This window comes from Massilia putida (assembly GCF_001941825.1).
GTDB classification, from domain to species: Bacteria; Pseudomonadota; Gammaproteobacteria; order Burkholderiales; family Burkholderiaceae_D; genus Telluria; species Telluria putida.
Window position 1 is genome coordinate 3,686,919 of record NZ_CP019038.1, and the last position, 18,661, is coordinate 3,705,579.

At 66.6% G+C, this 18,661-nt stretch carries 10 protein-coding genes; 4 read left to right on the forward strand and 6 right to left on the reverse strand.

Annotated elements, in window-relative coordinates; all coding sequences use genetic code 11:
* Position 1 precedes the first annotated feature (1 nt).
* Genes BVG12_RS18620 through BVG12_RS18630 form a run of 3 tightly spaced genes read left to right on the forward strand, consistent with a single transcriptional unit; the run spans position 2 to position 4,716 of the window.
* Positions 2–3,043, forward strand: a complete 3,042-nt coding sequence (locus BVG12_RS18620) for a glycosyl hydrolase family 28-related protein (protein WP_075793697.1) — start codon at positions 2–4, stop codon at positions 3,041–3,043.
* The gene (locus BVG12_RS18625) at positions 3,033–3,938 is read left to right on the forward strand and encodes an alpha/beta hydrolase (RefSeq protein ID WP_075793698.1); all 906 of its coding nucleotides are present in this window, start codon (positions 3,033–3,035) and stop codon (positions 3,936–3,938) included. The genes BVG12_RS18620 and BVG12_RS18625 overlap by 11 nt, the downstream gene beginning before the upstream one ends.
* Positions 3,939–3,948: 10 nt before the next feature.
* The gene (locus tag BVG12_RS18630) at positions 3,949–4,716 is read left to right on the forward strand and encodes a ThuA domain-containing protein (RefSeq protein ID WP_075793699.1); all 768 of its coding nucleotides are present in this window, start codon (positions 3,949–3,951) and stop codon (positions 4,714–4,716) included.
* A gap of 113 nt (positions 4,717–4,829) precedes the next feature.
* On the opposite strand, the gene BVG12_RS18635 is transcribed toward BVG12_RS18630, so the two are convergent.
* The 6 genes from BVG12_RS18635 to BVG12_RS18660 all read right to left on the reverse strand — a co-directional run bounded on the left by BVG12_RS18635 (position 4,830) and on the right by BVG12_RS18660 (position 16,771).
* Positions 4,830–7,253, reverse strand: coding sequence for a GH92 family glycosyl hydrolase (locus tag BVG12_RS18635; protein ID WP_075793700.1), 2,424 nt, complete (start codon positions 7,251–7,253; stop codon positions 4,830–4,832).
* Between the two features lie 13 nt (positions 7,254–7,266).
* Positions 7,267–8,691 (reverse strand): glycoside hydrolase family 47 protein, encoded by a 1,425-nt coding sequence (locus BVG12_RS18640; protein ID WP_218921023.1) that lies wholly within the window; start codon positions 8,689–8,691, stop codon positions 7,267–7,269.
* A gap of 82 nt (positions 8,692–8,773) precedes the next feature.
* Positions 8,774–11,398, reverse strand: coding sequence for a beta-mannosidase (locus tag BVG12_RS18645; RefSeq protein WP_156895668.1), 2,625 nt, complete (start codon positions 11,396–11,398; stop codon positions 8,774–8,776).
* Entirely contained in the window at positions 11,395–12,909 is a 1,515-nt protein-coding gene (locus BVG12_RS18650; RefSeq protein WP_075793702.1) for a tryptophan halogenase family protein, read from the reverse strand. The genes BVG12_RS18645 and BVG12_RS18650 overlap by 4 nt, the downstream gene beginning before the upstream one ends.
* Positions 12,910–12,984: 75 nt before the next feature.
* Positions 12,985–16,095 carry a TonB-dependent receptor gene (locus tag BVG12_RS18655; protein WP_075793703.1) on the reverse strand — a complete coding sequence of 1,037 codons (3,111 nt, stop codon included), beginning with the start codon at positions 16,093–16,095 and terminating at the stop codon, positions 12,985–12,987.
* A gap of 463 nt (positions 16,096–16,558) precedes the next feature.
* Positions 16,559–16,771 carry a DUF4287 domain-containing protein gene (locus BVG12_RS18660; RefSeq protein ID WP_075793704.1) on the reverse strand — a complete coding sequence of 71 codons (213 nt, stop codon included), beginning with the start codon at positions 16,769–16,771 and terminating at the stop codon, positions 16,559–16,561.
* A gap of 136 nt (positions 16,772–16,907) precedes the next feature.
* Here BVG12_RS18660 and BVG12_RS18665 point away from each other — a divergent pair, with 136 nt between their 5' ends.
* The gene (locus BVG12_RS18665; protein ID WP_075793705.1) at positions 16,908–18,653 is read left to right on the forward strand and encodes a ClcB-like voltage-gated chloride channel protein; all 1,746 of its coding nucleotides are present in this window, start codon (positions 16,908–16,910) and stop codon (positions 18,651–18,653) included.
* Positions 18,654–18,661: the final 8 nt, after the last annotated feature.

The following is an 18,661-nucleotide window of genomic DNA, read 5'->3' on the forward strand; positions in this document are numbered from 1 at the left end:
AATGAAGACTACGCTTTCGACGATGCCGGCCGCCATGGCGCTGGCGTTCGCGCTCGCCGCGCCAGGATATGCCGCTGCCGCTTCCGTGTCCGCCTTCCAAACCATGCCGGACGACCCGCACGCCATCGTCGTGCATGCCAGGGGCGACGGCAGGACGGACGACAGCGCCGCCATCCAGCAAGCCCTCGACGCCGCCGCCAACAAGGGCGAAGGCGGCGTCGTGTTCCTGCCGTCGGGCCGCTACCGCATCACGAAGAGCCTCCTGATCCCGCTCGCCGTGCGCCTGTACGGCGTCGGCCCCACGCGCCCCGTGTTCGTGCTGGCGCCGAATACGCCCGGCTTCCAGCAGGGCGTCGCCAACATGGTGATTTTTACCGGCGGCGACCAGTACACGGTCGGCAAGGTGCCGATGCCCGTCGCGGGCGCCGTCGGCGCGACGCAGGACGTGCGCGACGCGAACTCCGCGACCTTCTATTCCGTGCTGTCGAACGTCGATTTCGAGATCGGCGACGGCAACCCGGCCGCCACCGGCGTGCGCATGCACACGGCCCAGCACTCGAACCTGTCGCACATCGACTTCCACATCGGCAGCGGCCTCGCGGGCGTCTACCACGTCGGCAACATCGCCTACGACCTGAAATTCCACGGCGGCCGCTACGGCATTTTGGCGGAGAAGACGTCGCCCGCGTGGCAGTTCACCCTCGTCGATTCCAGCTTCGACGGCCAGCGCGACGCGGCCATCCGCGAACACGAGGCCGGGCTCACGCTGGACAACGTCGACATCCGCGACACACCCATCGGCATCGACATCGACCGCGGCTACGGCGACTGGCTGTGGGGGAGACACGTGCGCTTCGAGAACGTGGCGAAGGCCGCCGTCGTCATCAGCAACGAGGACAACGTCTACACGCAGATCGCCTTCGACCGCGCCAGCGCGCGCAACGTGCCGACGTTCGCACGCTTTCGCGACAGCGGCAGGACGCTCGCCGGCGCCGGCCGCGCGTATGAAGTCACGGAACTCAATTACGGCATGAAGCTCGAGCAGCTGGGCGCGCCGGGCCGCTTCACGACGAATTACAAGACGGCGCCTTTCCCGGCCAAGGCTACGCCGCAGCGTGTGCTGAAAGCGCTGCCGCCGACAAAAGAATGGGCCAACGTGCGCACGTTCGGCGCGCTCGGCGACGGCCATGCGGACGACACGGCCGCCATCCAGAAAGCCATCGACAGCCACCGCGTCGTGTACCTGCCGCAGGGCTTCTACATGGTGAACGACACGATCCGCATGAAACCGGACACGGTGATCGTCGGCCTGCATCCGGGCCTGACGCAGCTCGTGCTGCCGAACGGCTCGCCGCTGTTCCAGGACGTCGGCACACCAAAAGCCCTGCTGGAAAGCGCGCGCGGCGGCGCCGGCATCGTGTCCGGCATCGGCCTCGCGACGGGTGAGGTCAACAACCGCGCCGTCGCGCTGCTGTGGCGCGCGGGCGAAGCCTCTCTCGTGGACGACGTGCGCATCCAGGGCGGCCACGGCACGCGCCTGTACGACGGCACGCGCGCCGATCCGTACAAGAAGACGGCCAACTGGGACACGACGGCCTGGTGGGACCGCCAGTACCCGAGCATCTGGGTGACGGACGGCGGCGGCGGCACGTTCACCGGCGTCTGGTCGCCGAGCGGGTATGCGCAGGCGGGCTTCTATGTCTCGAACACGAAGACGCCGGGCCACGTGTACGAACTCTCGGCCGAGCACCACATCCGCAACGAGATCGTGCTGGACGGTGTCGAGAACTGGTCCTTCTATGCGCCCCAGACGGAAGAGGAAGTCCGCGACGGCATGGATTCCACTTCGTTCGACATCCGCAATTCGAAGAACATCCTGATCGCGAACTACCACGCCTACCGCGTCACGCGCTCCATCAAGCCGGCGCTGACGGCCATGCGCATCGCCAACTCCAGCGGCCTGCGCCTGCGCAATGTGCACGTGAACGGCGAGAGCGGCTTCGCCACCTGCGACGAGAACGGCTGCACCACGTATCTGCGCGCATCGAAATACCCGTACGAGGATGCCATCGTCGACGTCACGCACAACATCCAGGTGCGCGAGCGCGAGTTCGCGATCCTCGACTACACGGGCACGCAGGCCAGCGCACCGGCGCCCATGGGCAAGGTGGAAAAGGTCGCCGACGGCTTTTATTCCATCGCCGGCGGCGCCGTCGACGCGAACGGCAAGCTGTATTTCATCGACCGCCACTTCAAGCGCATCCACGCGTGGAGCGAGGGTCGCGGCCTGGAGATCGTGCGCGACGCGCCGCTCGACCCGATCAACCTCGCCATCGACCGCAGCGGCAACGTGATGGTCGTGTCGCACTACGGCCCGAGCGCGAGCGTGTACGCATTCAAGCCGGACGTCCCGCCCACGCCGGAAGGCATCACGATGATCAAGCCGACAGCCGTGGCAAGCAGGGCGGGTGCGCGCGTCGCCGTCCCCGTCAACTTCTGGCAGAACGGCGAATTCCAGGACCAAATCGACCCGAAAACGTACGAGTTCACTACCTTGAGCGAAATGTTCGCGCGTGACGTCGCACAGCCGAAGGCGCAGGAATACGTGTCCCCGGACGGCAGCCTCGTGCTGCCGGCGTACCGCGTGACGCGCCAGGGCGCGACGAATCACCTGGGCTACCGCTGGTCCGACACGCTCGACACGCACGGCTTCACCAGCGCCCGCGTGGGCGAGCGCGTGATCTTCACGAACGGCTCCGAGAACCGCACGTTCAGCGGCTTGATGGGCCAGGGCGGCGCGATCACGGACCTGAAGGCCGTGGCCGACCGCGGCGGAGAAAGCGCGGCGCTGGGCCCGGACGGCAATGTCTACGTCGCCAACGGCCAGGTGTTTATCTACGGCCCGGACGGCAAGGAACGCGGCCGCATCGACGTGCCGGAACGGCCATTGCAGCTGGTCTTCGGCGGATCTGACAAGCACACCTTGTTCATCCTCACCCACCACAGCCTGTACACGAGCCAGATCGCGAGCCATGTCGACTAAGCGCCTGACCGTATCGATCCTGCTGGCGCTGGGCTGCGCCGGCAGCGCCCTCGCCCAGCAGGCCGCACCGCCCGTGGTTCAGCTGTGGCCCATTGGTGCGCCAGGTTCGGAAAAGCGCCACGGCGAGCCGGAAAAGCTCACGGACGGTGCCTATGTCAGCAATGTGCACGACCCGTCGCTGACAGTGCTGCGCGCGGACCCGCGCCATGCGAACGGCGCCGCGATCGTCGTCGTACCGGGCGGCGGGCATCGGATGCTCGTGTTCCAGAACGAGGGCGTCGTCGCGGGCAAGCTGCTGAACCGGATGGGCGTCACCGCGTTCGTGCTGAAATACCGGCTCGCGCGCGATCCGGACTCGCCCGGCTACAGCATCGAAGGCGACGGCGCGGCCGATCTGCGGCGTGCCGTGCGCTGGGTGCGTGCGCATGCGAACGAGTACGGCGTCGATCCGCAGCGCGTGGGCATCATGGGATTCTCGGCCGGGGGCGAACTCGTGTCGCTCGTCGCGGACAACCCCGAGCCCGCGCCGCGTGGCAAGACGGATGCGCTGGACCGCCAGAGCGCGCGCCCGGATTTCCAGGTGCTCGTGTATCCTGGTCCGCTGGGCTCACCTGCCAAGGCCGTAGACGGCGCGCCGCCCGCGTTCCTCGTCGCCGGGTCGCGCGACACGTGCTGCATGCCGCCGACGCTCACGCTGTACCAGCAACTCGTGAAGGCGGGCGTATCGGCGGAACTGCACCTGTATGCGGACACGGACCACGCATTCAACGTGGGACAGCGCGGCGAACGCGTCTCGCTGCAGCACTGGCCGGATCGCCTGGCCGACTGGCTGTCCGACGGCGGCTGGCTCGTGCCGCGCAACGGCCGGCAACCGGAAGGCGTGCCCGCGCCATGAAAGGATTCCAATGAAAGGCATCGTATCGACGGTGGCGGCGGCCACGATGCTGGCCACGCCGGCGGCATGGTCGGCCGACATCCAGTACAAGCTGCTCGTGCTGGCCATGCCGAACAAGTACCACTACGAATACATTCCCATCGCGCGCGACAGCCTGGAAAAGCTGGCCAGGCTGCACGCGTTCGAGTTCACGTACACGAACAAGCCCGAGGCCTTCGACGGCGATTTGAAACAGTACGCGGCCATCGTGTTCCTCAACACGCCCGGCGAGGAGCTGAGTCCGGCACAGCGCGCGAACTTCGAAGCGTACATGCGCGCCGGCGGCAATGCCGTCATCGTGCACCGCGCCGCGATCACGCCGCCGAACGGGTGGGTGTGGTACGAGAAACTGGTCGGCAGGTCCTTCAAGATCCACCCGTTCCTGCAGACGGCGGCCGTCGACGTCGTCGATAAAGGCTTCCCGGCGACGTTCGGCATCCCGCCGCGCTGGATCTGGAGCGACGAGTGGTACGAGACGACCAACCCGTACAAGGTCGCGATCCGACCCGTGCTGAACGTGGACGAATCGAGCTACGATCCGACCCGGATCTGGCCGGGCCAGGTCGCGACGGGCATGGGCAAGGACCACCCGGTGTCGTGGTATCACCAGGTCGAGAAGGGCCGCGTGTTCGTCACGCTGCTGGGCCACAACGGCGAAATGTACCGCGATCCGCAATACCTGGCCCACCTGATGGGAGGAATCTGGTGGGCGGCGACGGGCAAGGGGCAGCAGCGGTAGGTGGAGGTGGGGTGTTTGATGCTGGGGCATCAAACACGTGCCCACGCGTGACGCTCGCGATTTGTTGGCGTTACGCGTGGGCGGCGGGCCGCCCACCCTATAACTTGGCGGTGTCAGGGCGCGAGCCCGGCCGGAGCCCGCGGCAAATCGCGCGCATGCGTGCCCCAGCCCGCGGTATCCGGCTGCGGCGCGAGGCGGTAGCCGAGCGTGCCGCCGGCCTGCAGCTGTTCCCAATCCAGCCACACGCGCGACAGCGGCTTGTTCGCCCAGCTCACGGACTGCACGAAGCGGCGCTCGCCCACCTTGGTGTCGGGCGCGTCGATGCGCAGCACGCGGCCCTGCGGCAGGTCGATCTCGGCGTGCGCGAATCGCGGCGCGTGAAGCAGGAAGCGGCCGCTGCCCGGCGTGTCCGGGTACAAGCCCAGTGCGCTGAACAGATACCAGGCCGACATCGTGCCCAGATCGTCGTTGCCGGTGACGCCGCTCGGGCCATTGCCGAACAGCGTTTCCGCCGCGCGCAGCACGGTCGTCGTCTTCCACGGCTGGCCCATCAACGTGTAGACCCACGGCGCGTGCAGGTCCGGTTCGTTGTTCGGGTTGTAGCGGAACTGGCTGTAATAGCTGTACGGCCCCACCACCCACGACTTGCGCACGGCCGCCGGATCGGCCGCCAGGGCGTCGTAGTCGAAGAACAGGTCGAGGCGGCGCAGCGCCTGCGCGGGACCGCCCATCGCCGCGGCCAGGCCCGGGATGTCCTGGCGCACGAGCCACTGGTATTGCCATGCCGTGCCCTCGTGGAAGCCCCGCTCGCTGCGCGGATCGTAGCCGCCGCCGACGTCGGCGAACCAGCTGCCGTCCTGCACGCGCGGGCGCGGGAAGCCGCGCAGACCGGTCTCCTTGTCGACCACGCTCGCATCCCACACATGGCGCCAGTTGAGGGCGCGCCGGTCCAGCAGACGGGCGTCGTCGGCGTGGCCGAGCGCCCTGGCCATCACGGCCAGCGCGCTGTCGGACAGAGAATATTCCAGCGTCGCCGAGGCGCCGTGGTGCGGGTCGATGTCCATGCCCTTGGCGACGAAGGCACGGTCGTACTGCACGAAGCCCTGGCTCAAATAGCTCGGGTTGCCGGCGCGGCCTTCGGCGCGGATGCGCTGCGGCGGCACGCCGAACGCGTTTTCGCGCAGCGCCGTATAGGCTTCGCCCTCGCGGCCTTTCAGCGCGCCGTAGCGCCACAGGTCGACCAGGAAGGGCGTGACCGGGTCGCCCGTCATCACGTTCGTCTCGAAGTTGGCATAGCCCCAGCGCGGCAGCCAGCCGCCCTGTTCGCGGATTTTCAGTACCGAATTCGCGATGTCGCGCGCGCGCTGCGGCCGCAGCAGGGCAAGCAGCTGGTTCTGCGCGCGGTAGGTGTCCCATAGCGAAAAGAACTCGTAATACGTCCAATCCTTCGCCGTATGGATCGCGTCGTCGTAGCCGCGGTAGCGGCCGTCCGCGTCGTTGCCCGTCAGCGGCTGCAGCAGCGCGTGGTACAGCGCGGTATAGAACACGGTGCGGTCGTCCTGGCTCCCGCCATCGATGCGCACGCTGCCAAGCTCCCGCTGCCAGGCCGCCTGTGCCTTCTCGCGCATCGCATCGAAGGCGAGCGGCTGGCCGCCGGCCATGCCTTCCGCCTTCAGGTTGGCGCGTGCGCCTTCGGCGTCCACGTGCGAGATTGCGCTGACCGCCGTGACGGCACGTCCGCGTTTCAGGTCGAACGTCAGCCAGACCCCGTGCGGCCGGCTGTCGCCCTGCTGGCTGGGGCCCTTCGCATTCGGCCAGCCGCCGCGGTCGTCCCAGATGCCGTGGGCGGCGAAGGGCTGGTCGAACACGATGCGGAACCAGGTGGTGTACTGCGCGCCGCCGCAGAAGCTTTTCGTCGTGATGCGGCCTTCGACGCTGCGGTCGTCCACGATCCGCACTTCGCTGCCGACCACGGAATGGCGCTCGTTGGCCTGTCCCACGTTGAGCAGCACGTTGCCGGACGCGGTGCCGGCGGCGAACGTGTAGCGCTCGGCCGCGGCGCGGGTCAGCGCCGTCGCTTCGGCCGTGATGCCGCCATAGCTCGTGAGCTGGACCTTGTAGTAGCCGGCCTGGCCGACCTCGCCGTCATGCGTGTAGCCGGCGGCATAGCGTTTATAGTCGAAGGTTTCCGGCTTGGCGGTGTCGAAGTCGCCGCCGGGGCCGATGCGGCCCGTGACCGGCAGCACCTGCAGCTGCCCGCCCTGCTCCCAGCAGCCCGCGCCGGACAGGTAAGAATGGCCGAAGCCGCGGATACGCGTGTCGCTGTAGCGCCAGCCGGCGTAATGCTCCCCGGTCGGGCCGACCTGGATCATGCCGAACGGTGCCGACGCGCCGGGGAAGGTATTGCCTTCGTCCTGCGTGCCGATGAAGGTGTTCACGGGCGTGGCATCAAGCCGAGGCGCGCCGTGCGCCAGCGGCAGCGCCAGCGCCAGCGCCGCCAGCAGCACAGCAAGGCGCGGGGTGGAGAATGCGGTCATGCGGATTCTCCTGTCAGTTCTTTGGCGCCGGCAGGCGCAGCGGATGCGCTTCGGTGTTGAAAGTGACCGCGTCGAAGTCCAGCGCCTGCTTCGGCGCGAACAGCAGGTAGAAATACTTGAAGGTCTCGGCGAACACGAAGCTCTCCATCGAATCTTCCTGGACCTTGGTGCGCACATCCTTCAGCGCCGCGTAGCCGGCGTCGGTGCGGCACCAGCGCACGAAAGCCTCGAAGAATTCGCGGCCCATGGCGCGGTAGCGCGCGTCGCCCGTGTAGTGGTTCAGGTAGTACGCGGATTCGATGATCTCGGGACGCAGCGCATAGCCCGGCGACGTGATCTTCATGCGCGCATAGTCCAGCGCTTCCGGCTCGACGCCGGCGAGGCGCCACATGCGCAGTCCGGATTCCTGCAGCGCCTTCGCGCGTGGGACGTCACCGCCGAGCGCCAGCAGCGCGGGCATGAAGGCGTCCAGCGCCCCATATTGCGTGGCGGTGCGCCGGCCGGTATTCATGTCGGCGTGGCCGTACCACAGGGCGCCGTCGCGCTTGTCGGCCAGGGTCTTGTTGACGCCGGCGATGCTCCGGTCCCACATGGCCTTGCAGTCGTTGTCGCCGAACAGGCGGTAGCACTTGTACAGGTACTCGTAATAGGAGTCGATGCCGCCGCCGATGTGGGCGTCGGTATTGACCCACTTGCCCGTTTCGACGTCGATCGCCGAACCCACCAGGCCATCCTTCGACGCGCGCTGATAGGTTTCCACGAGCGCGCGCTTGGCCTTGTCGAAGTAGACGGGCTTGCCGGTCAGCTTGCTCAGCATGCCGAATTCGAGGATCAAGGTGCCCGTCTCGGCCGGATTGCTGACGTTGCCGCGCACCTTGCCGGTGTGCAGATTGACGTGCGTGTAGGGCATGCCGGTCGGCGACTCGAACACCGGCAGCAGGCGCTGGCCCAGGTCTTCCGCCTTGGCCAGCAGGCGGTCGTCGCCGGTCAGCTGGTAGGCCGAGATCAGGCCGCCCAGCAGGCGGATGGTGATCTCGAAGTTTTGCACATACATGTCCTGGTCGAACGACAGCTGCGTCGCGATCAGCTCGCGCGCCTCGTTGGCCTCGTCCTTCAAGCCCATGATGACCAGCGTATCCAGGGCATCCACGGGCGTCATCAGGAGCGAATGCTCGTACCAGTCGCGCGGTTTCTTGCTGAGCGGGCTCAGGGCGTCGTGGCCCCAGGCATACTGTTTATATCCTTGCCAGGCGTGGCGCATCTCGTCCTTCACGCGCTGGGCCAGCGCCGCGGACTCGATATCGCTGACGGGCCGCAGCGCGGGCACGGGTGCGGCAGCTTGCGACATGGCCGGCAACAGCGCGAACAGCGTGACGCACAGGCCGCGCAGGCCGCGCGCGGTCGGTTTAATCTGGGAAAAGCGGGTACGGCTCGTCACGATATGTCTCCTTAAAATCTTTTCGTAATCATTCAATCGCCATCGCACTGCGTCAATCGAAGCGAGCGAAACAGCGCGTTTTTTAGCGCGGTTTAGTAAACGCCATCGCGTCCGACAGCGAACGCACACGCAACAACGCGCGCAGCTTGGCGAGTCCCGCTTTCGACGACACGTGCAGGGTCACGCTTTCGCCCGGCAGCAACGCGAACGCGTTGTCGGATACGTCGGCATCGCCCGCGTCGATCCACACGGCGCGCGCGAACCGGGTCGCCTGCAGTTCGAGCGCGTAGCCGGCGCCGGCGCGGCGCACGTCGGCACGCAGGCCAGGGTCGGGCCACGTCATGTCTTTCGCGGCCTTGAAATACACGACGCCGCGCGACGCCGGCTCGCCTTCGGCGCGCAGGTCGAACACGGCCACGGTGTTGGAAGGATCCGCGGCGCCGAGCAGGTCGGCATCGACGTAGTCCGCCGCCTTCGTCGCCGCCAGCGGCGCGAGTTCGACCGGCTTGCGTTCGTCGCGCAGCACCTTGCCATCGAGGGTCATCACGCGCAGGCGTAACTCGCCGCGCACAGGCCGCGTGCGGTCGTTGAGCAGACTGACCGACGTCTTGCCATCAAACCCGCGCAGCGCGGCCACCGCGACCGGCGCATAGAAGCGGCGCGCGTGGAAGTGCAGCGCCTTCCAGCGGCCGAACCAGTCGACGCTGGACCACGACGCCCCGGGCCACACATCGTTGAGCTGCCAGTACAAAGAGCCCATCGTGTACGGCCGGCTGGCGCGGTGGTGCAGCGCCGCCAGCTCGATGCCCTCGGCCTGCGCGGCCTGGCTCAGGTAGACGAAGCGGTCGAAATCGTCCGTTGCGCCGAATTCGTAGTCCACATACTTCATCAGCCGTTCGTTGCCTTTACCGGCCAGGAACTTCTGGTGCGCCTCGATCACGGGCGTGGCGATGCCCTGCTCGTCGCGCCTGGCGAATGCGTCGATGGTGCGCCGCACCGGCCAGGCCTGCAGGCCGTATTCGGACATGAAGCGCGGCGTGATCTCCAGGTACTTGGTTGGCGGGTAAGCGGGATTGCCCCACACTTCCCAGTAATGCATGTCGCCGCTGGCCGGGGTGTTTGCGGCATCATGCAGGTCGTCGCTGGGCGAGCTGGCCCAGTAGGCGATGCCGCCGCCCTCGTCCGCCACGACCTTGCGCAGATCCGTGCCGAACAGCTGCACATAGCCTTTCCACACCTTGTCGGCGAACGCCGGATCGGCGTCCTTCAACGTTTTACCGTGGCCCCAGTACTTCCACGCGATCTCTTCCTCGTTGTTGCCGCACCAAAGCGCAAGGCTCGGGTGATTGCGCAGGCGCCGCACGTTGTCGCGCGCTTCGAGAATCACGTTCGCGCGGAACGCGTCGTCGTAGGCGGGCGGCATGCCGCCGCCGAACATGAAGTCTTGCCAGACCAGCAGGCCCAGTTCGTCGGCCAGGTCGAAGAAATCGTCGCTCTCGTAATAGCCGCCGCCCCAGCTGCGCAGGAAATTCATGTTGGCGTCGCGCGCCGATTGCAGCACGCGGCGCAGCTGCGCCTTCGTCACGCGCGGCTGGAACATGTCGAACGGGATCGTGTTCGCGCCCTTGGCGAACACGGGGATGCCGTTGACGACGAAATAAAAGCTCTTGCCCTTGTCGTCGGGGTCGCGGCGCAATTCGATGCTGCGCAAGCCGGTGCGCGCGCTGATCCGGGCGTCGCCCACGTCGAGCTCGTAGCGGTACAGCGGTTGCGCGCCGTAGCCGTTGGGGAACCAGCGTTGCGGCTGGTCGACGTGCACGGGCAATTCGATGCGGTTGGCGCCCGCCTGCAGGTCGACGCGCCGCGTGACCGCCAGCGCGCGCTTGCCGCCGGGCGCCGTCTGCCACAGGCGCAGGTCGACGGCGCCCGCGCGCACGGCATCGATGATTGCCACCGCGACGATGTCGGCACGCGCCGCGTCGACGTGGTCCTGGCGCAGCTGCAGATTATCGATGCGCACCGCGTCCCAGCTTTGCAGCACGACAGGTTTCACAATGCCGGCGGTGACGTAGCGCGGTCCCCAATCCCAGCCGTAGTGGTAGCCGGGCTTGCGCGCAAAGTTGCCGGTCATCGCATCGGGCGGTTCGTCGCCGTAGGGAGACGGATAATTGCCGGCCAGCTTGTGCGGCATGGCCTGGACCTGCGGCAGCAGCGTCGCGATCGGGGAATGCAGCACGATGCGCAGCTCGTTTCCCTTCTCGCGCAGCTTGCCCTGCACCGGCACGCGCCAGGTGCGGAACGCATTATCCGCGTCGAGCACTTTTATCCCATTCAGCCAGACTTCGGCGAAGATATCCAAGCCGTCGAATACGAGGTCGCTGCGCGCGGCTGCCAATGCGGTGCGCGGCGCGTCGAACGTCGTGCGGTATTCCCAGTCCGCGAGGCCGATCCATTGCAGGCCGGCTTCCGGTGCCCCGACGTAGGGATCGGGGATCGCCTTGTTCGCGAACAGGTCCGTGTGCACCGTGCCCGGCACCGTCGCCGCGTGCCAGGACGCCGCTTCCGGATGCGCGTCTCTTTGCGCATTGCCGGGCGCGAGGCGGAACGTCCAGCCGCGGTCGATGACGACGTCGCCCGCCATGGCCGATGCGCCGGCGACAAAGGGGGCGAAGCCGAGGCACAGCCGCGCGAGCGCATGTCTGCTCATGACGCCTTCCAGTAGCGGTTGATCCATTCGTCGTGCGTGGGCATGCTGGATACCGCCTGCGCCAGCGTCGCGCGCATGCCCTCGACGTTGTCGGCCAGCCGCCCTTCGGGCATCTCGTCGACGATCGGGTGGTAGCCTTGCGGGATGATGCGCTGGCCCAGCATCACCTGCACCCAGCTCGGCAGCGCAAAAAAGTCCTCGCCGTTGCGGAAGTAGCGGCCGTCGATACGGAACAGCGCCATCGCGTCGCGCAGCGTATCCGGGATGGACATGGTGCGGCAGTAGTCCCAGAACGGCGTGTCGGTGCGCTGCGTCGCGTGGTAGTGCAGGATGAGGAAATCGCGGACCCGCTCGTACTCGAACATGGATTCATTGTTGTAGCGTTCGGCCAGCAGCGGATTGACGTCGCGCGTGGGGAACAGGCTCAATAAACGGGTGATGCCCGACTGGGCCAGGTAGATGCTGGTGGATTCGAGCGGTTCGAGGAAGCCGCTGGCCAGTCCCAGCGCCACCACGTTCTTGTTCCAGGATTTCTTGCGCACGCCGGTGGTGAAGCGGAGCAGGCGCGGCTCGGCCAGCGGCTTGCCGTCCAGGTTCGCGAGCAGCGTCGCGGCGGCTTCGTCGTCGCTGATGTACCGGCTCGAATACACGTGGCCGTTGCCGGTGCGGTGCTGCAGCGGAATGCGCCACTGCCAGCCGGCCGCCAGCGCCGTGGAGCGCGTGTACGGCGTGATCGATGCGGCGCTTTCGCTGGGCACGGCCAGCGCGCGGTCGCACGGCAGCCAATGCGACCAGTCGACGTAGCCGGTCTTCAAGGTCTGCTCGATCAGCAGCCCGCGGAAGCCCGAGCAGTCGATGAAGAGTTCACCGCCGACGGATTTTCCGTTTTCCAGCGTCACCGAGTCGATGAAGCCGTCGTGGGCGCGCTGGTTGACGCCCACGATCTTGCCTTCGATGCGCTGCACGCCGCGGCGTTCCGCCAGCTCGCGCAGGTAGCGCGCGTACAGGCCGGCGTCGAAGTGATAGGCGTAGGCGATGTCGGCCAGCGGCGAGTTCGGCGCCGCGTTCCGGTCGCCGGGCGCGAACTTGCCGCGCGGGCCCATCACGGTCTGCGGCGAGTATTCGCCGATCGGCCCCGCCTTCCCGGCCAGGAACAGCTTCAGCCAGAACTGGTGGAACGGCAGCGGCCCGATCGATTTGCCGATGGCGCCGAAGCCGTGGAAATAACTGTCGCCGATGCGGCTCCAGTCGTTGAATTCAATGCCGAGCTTCGCGGTGGCCTGCGTGCGCTTGACGAATTCCGCTTCGTCGATGCCCAGCCACTGCCCGTTGAACAGCTTCATGTGCGGGACGCTGGCCTCGCCCACGCCGACGATGCCGATCTCCTCGGACTCGATCAGGCGGATGGTGGCACCCTTGCCCAGGTAGGTCGCGAGGGCGGCGGCGGCCATCCAGCCCGCGCTGCCGCCGCCGACGACGGTGATGCTGCTGATCCGATGATGCGTACTCATTGCGTGCTCGCTGCGTGTCGGAAATGAAGACACCTCCCCGGCCTTGCGGCGCGGGGAGGTCGGGTTGCTGCGGGCTTAGAACTTGTAGTTCAGGCCCACGTACGCGATGCGGCCGGCGTAACCGTTCGAGTAGAAGCGGTCCTTGGTGTCGTTGCCCAGGTGCGAACGCGACTCCTGGCGGGTCAGGTTCAGCACGGACGCCGTCACGCTCAGCTCCTTGGTGACGTTGTACGCCACGTTCACGTCGACCTGGCTGTACGGATCCTCGTACACGTTCAGGCCGTTGACGAGGCCGTCCACCACTTCGCCGCGGCGGTTGTACGACACGCGTGCCAGCAGCTTGTCGGTCTCGTAGAACGCGGTGACGTTGGCCTGGTTCTTCGCGCTGCCGACCAGCGGCGACGTACCGATCGCGGTGCCGTCCGAGAGGGTGATGGCCGCCTCGTTCGTCTTGTTGTACGTGTAGTTGACCTGGAAGCCGAAGCCGGAAGTGAACGTGTGCTGCGCGTACAGCTCGACGCCTTTCGACACGCCGTTGCGGCCGCCGGCGCTGGTCGAGTAGTTCTGCACCGTGACGTTCTGGCCGCCGACGGACATGGCCACGTTCTGCACGACCGGCACCGCGAAGTTGCTGACGTTCTTGCGGAAGAAGTCGGCGCCGACCACCGAGCCGCGATGGAAGTACCACTCCAGGCCCAGGTCGTACTGGGTCGCCTTGTACGGCTCGAGGTTCTTGTTGCTGCCGCTGCCGAACCAGCCCACTTTGTCGCCGCCACCGATCAGGCGGCGGTCGTTGACGTATTCCTGGCTGTAGTACTGCAGGCCGCCCGGCGAGGCGATGTCGCCATAGCTCGGACGCGAGATCGCCTTCGAGGCGGCCGCACGCAGCAGCAGGTTGTCCGTCAGGTCGTAGGCCAGGTTCAGGCTCGGCAGCACGTCGTTATAGGTGCGATCGAGCGCGCTGACCACGAACGACTGGGTGTGCGCGGTGCTGTCCGGCAGCGTCGTGAAGCCGCTGACGCAACCCGAGCCCGCGGGCGCGCCCACGGCCGGCGCACCGCCCGCCTGGCAAGGTGCCGGGCTGCCATTGGGGCCGTTGAAGAAGTAGTCGTTGTAGTTGTCGACGCGGTCCGTCGAATCGGCATGCTGCTTGGTGCGCACGAAACGCAGGCCGACGTTGCCGCGCAGGTGGTCGGTCTTGATGTTGGCCTGCACGTAAGCCGCGGAGATCTTCTCGCTGACGTTGTAGACGAAGTTGTCTTCGTTACGCGTCTGCATCTGGCCGTAGGTCTGGTTCAGGTACGAGACATAGGCCGGGTAATTAATGGCCGGGAAAGCGCTGGCCTTGATGCCGCCGGCGAGGTTGGACAGCGAGCTCGAATACAGGAACTGCGACTGGAACTTGTTCGCCGTCGGGTCGCAACCGGCCTGGAAGCGTTTGTCGTAATTGGTCGGATCCGCGCCCTTGCAGACCCAGTAGTTGTTACCGGTGTTGCGGTGGATGCCGCCGTCGCGGTATTTGCCGCCGAACTGCAGCGAATCGAGCCAGTTCGTGTCGGTATGCCACGTGAAGTCGGCTTGCGCGTATTTCTGCTGGTTGCTGTTGCGGGTCCACGACGACGACGTCGAGCCGAGGTCGATTTCGCCGATGCCCTTCATGAGGTTGTCCATCAGCTGCGGCGAGAACGTCATCGTCGGCGTGCCGTTCAGGCTCCATGCGCTGGCGTAGTTACCGAGGGTCCAGCTGCCGTCCGCATTCTGCACGCGCGGCTTGATCGGCATAGTGAATTGCAGCGACGGGCCGCCGCCGGCCCACGTGCGGCCGCCCTTGAAGCTGGCGTCCAGCGACTGGCCGTGCCAATCGGCTTCCAGGTCGAACGTCTGCGACAGCGCTTTTTCGCGGTTGAAGCTGCCGGTGATCTGCGGCGTCGGGATGGTGCAGTCGTCCGGGCCGAAGCCGCCGGTGTTCGTCAGGCCGCCCGCCTTGGCGGCATCGCCGCTGCAATAATAGGTCTTGCCGGGGTGGGCGCTGTACTGCGCGCCGGTGACGATGGTCTTGCTCGGGTCGAACGTCAGGCCGTCGAGCATGCGGCCGCCCGGCCAGTTGCCGTCACCCGAATAGCGCGCCAGGTTCCATTCCGGGATTTTGAGCGTGTTGGTCTGCGAGTTCTGCGACAGGTCGAAGCGGAAGTAGTTGGCTACCAGGTTCAGGTTGCGGACCGGCTTGAACTGCAGCGTCAATTGGCCGCCCTTGCGTTCGCGTTCCTCGGTCTTGACGTCGAGGTTGACCGACGTCGGCATCATGAAGTTGGTGTAGTACTTGCCGTTCTGGTCGTGGAAGCCCGACTGCCCCCACCAGTAGCTGTCCATCTTCGACGGCTTGCCGTTGACGTCCGTCGCCGGATGCGCGTCGTAGTCGTCGCCGTACCACTGCCAGTTTTCGGTGCTGGCGCCCATCGTGCGCGTCGTGCGTTTCTGCTGGGTGTAGCCCACCAGGATGCCGAAGCGGTTCGATTCGTCGTGCCAGGCGTACTGGCCGGAGAACTGGCCGTCGGTCTTCTTGGTCGTATCGGCCCAGGTGCCCTCGGCATTGACGAAGCCGGAGCCGGACTTGACGTCCAGCGGACGGCGCGTGTGCAGGATCACGGTGCCGCCGATGCCGCCTTCGTCGATGCGCGCTTCCGGCGTCTTGAACAGCTCGGCGCTGGACAGCATGTTCGACGGCATCAGGGTGTAGTTGAACGAACGCGTCGGATCGCCATTCGATTCGGCCGTGGCGATGTAGTTGCCATTCAATTCGGTCAAGGTCAGTTCCGACGACAGGCCGCGCACGCTGACGTTCTTGCCCTCGCCGCCGCTGCGGTCGATGATCACGCCGGGCACGCGCTGCAGCGCGTCGGCCACGTTCTTGTCGGGGAACTTGCCGATGTCTTCGGCGGTGATCACTTCGACGATCGAGTTGGCGTCGCGCTTCTGGTCGAGGCTCTTTTCGATCGAGTAGCGATAGCCGGTCACGACGACTTTTTCCGGCGCGCTGGTGTCGGCCGGCTTGTCGGCCTGGCCGGCGGCGTCCGCGGTTTGCGCGTGCGCGTTCGCAACGGCCAGCAATGCGGCGGCCACCGCCATGGCGATGGGCGTTGCGCGGCAGCTGCGCTGCCGTGAAGCGAGAGGGGTTCTTAACGTCATGTATGTCTCCTGGTTGTACCCTGCGGGGGCTTTTTGTGGTGGCAGCAGGTCTCTCATCACTCGTGGCATGCGGTGACCCATCCGCTCGTTTCCCGTTACGATTTACTAAACGAGAAAGTTGCGCTTGGTGTCGAGGGGTATCGCATTCCACCCAGGAAAATTTATACAAAGGAAGCGAAGGCAGTTCAACAAGCTTTCAAAATTCGCACGATGTTTAGTCGGTTTACTAAACTGGCGCGGCGGAATTGCGACATGAAATCAATTTCATGACCATGCGGCCAGTGCGATGGCGTGTTGCGTGATTGTTCGGCGCCTGCTGTTTTCCGGTCGTTCGCAACGGTCGGTCATGGACCAGCCGGCAGCGACGATGCGGCACTCATCAGGTGAGGAGCAGGCAAGCGGGCGCCTGGCGGATCCTGTCGTTGGGATGGCCATGTCGTAGCGGCGGGCGCTGGGCAATGCGCTACGCCTTCTCGGCCATGAACGATGCGACCAGGGCGTTGGCATGGCCATGACCGACTTGATGTTCGGTCTTGAGGCGGTTGACCAGCTCCATGTGCTTGCGCGGGCCCGCCTGCTCCAGGACCTGCATCCAGTGCGAGATCGGCTTGCCGTACTTCTTTTCGATGGAGGGAAAGTAGGATGCGGGACCTTTGACCGGTCCTTGCGTTGCCAAATTTATTAACGCCTCAATCGTTGTGGCGGATCGGTTCCTTCATGACGACGAATGAGGTCACCGCATTTCGACAGGACGACATCGACTTTGCTATAGTTGCCGGCCTGGCCCCGCGCCCGGCGCCGCTATCCACTCCATGAACCCTTCTCCGCCCGATCGCCTGCGCACGCGGCTCTCGCAGCTGCTGCGCGCCAATGCCATCCTGCTATGGGCGGCGCTGGTCGGCTTCGTCGGCGCACTGGCGACGCTCCTGTTCCGCGACGGCCTGACGCTGCTGCAGGCGCTGCTGTTCGGCCGCAGCGGCTCCTTCGTCGACATCGCGACCGCCCTGCCCTGGCAGGCGCGCCTCCTGACGCCGTGCGCCGGCGGCCTGCTCGCGGGCTGCCTGCTGGTGCTGGCCCGGCGCCACGCGGCCGGCGCGCGCGCCGACTACATGGAAGTGGTGGCCGTCGGCGACGGCAAGGTGCCGGTACAGCTCACACTCGTGAACAGCGTGTCGTCGCTGCTGTCGATCGCATCCGGCGGCTCGATCGGCCGCGAAGGGTCGATGATCCAGCTGGCCGCGATGAGCGCATCCGTCGTCGGCCGCATCGCCCGCTTCAACACCGTGCGCCTGCGCCTGCTCGTGGCCTGCGGCGCGGCGGCCGGCATCGCGGCGGCCTACAACGCGCCCATCGCCAGCGCGTTTTTCGTCACCGAGATCATCCTCGGCGCGATCACGATGAACAGCCTCGGACCGATCATGGTCTCCGCCGTCGTCGCCAACATCACCATGCGCCGCCTGCCCGGCTATCACCCCACGTACGAGATGCCGGCCTTCGCGCCGATCGCCAACCTGGAAGTCGTCTGGTTCGTCGCGCTCGGCGTGCTCGCGGGCCTGATCGCGCCGGCCTTCCTGTACGCGCTGCAGCGTACGCGCCGCCTGTTCGCGGGCAGCAGGCTGCCGTTGCCGCTGCGCCTCGCGCTCGGCGGCCTGGGCGTGGGCGCCATCTCCATTTGGACACCCCAGGTCTGGGGCAACGGCTACAGCGTCGTGAACGCGCTGCTGCACCAATCGTGGCTGTGGCAGGCCGTGCTCGTGGTCCTCGTCTGCAAGATCGCGGCCACCCTGCTCACCAGCGGTTCCGGCGCCATCGGCGGCATCTTCACGCCCACGCTGTTCGTCGGCGCGGCCATGGGCCATTTGTTCGCGCTGGTGCCGCAGGTACTCTGGCCGGAGACGGCGGCGGCACCGGCGGCCTTCGTCGCCGTCGGCATGGGCGCCATGCTCGCCGCCGCGACGAGCGCACCGCTGATGGCGATCCTGATGATTTTCGAGATGACGCTCAGTTATTCGTTGATGCTGCCGCTGATGCTGGCCTGCGTGGTCGCGTATGGCGTCGCGCGCGCCGTGAACGGTCCGTCGATGTACGAGATCACGGCCCGCCGCGCGGCCGACGAGCAAGAACGCGAGCGCCTGCGCGCGATCCGCATGCAGGAACTGATCCGCCCCGCCGACACCGTCCTGCCGCTGGACGCCCCCATCGCCCACGCCGCCGCGCTGTTCCGCCAGCATCCCGTGAAATACGTCTACCTCGTCGACGACGCGCGGCGCTACCGCGGCGTGGTGGCCCTGCACGACGTCGCCGCGCTGTACCAGCAGGACGAGGCGTCCGCCCGCACCTGCGCCGACATCGCCCGGCCCGACGCGCTGCCGGTCGTCAGCGCCGACATGGGGCTGGACGAGGCGCTGCGCCAGTTCATGCGCCACTTCGGCGAGCGCTTGCCGGCCGTGCGCAGCGCGGCCGATCCGGAGCTGCTCGGGGCGGTGCACAAGACGGATGTGCTGGATGCGTATGTCAGGTTGAATCGGGTGCCGGTGGGGGGGCAGGTGGAGACGTGAAAATGACG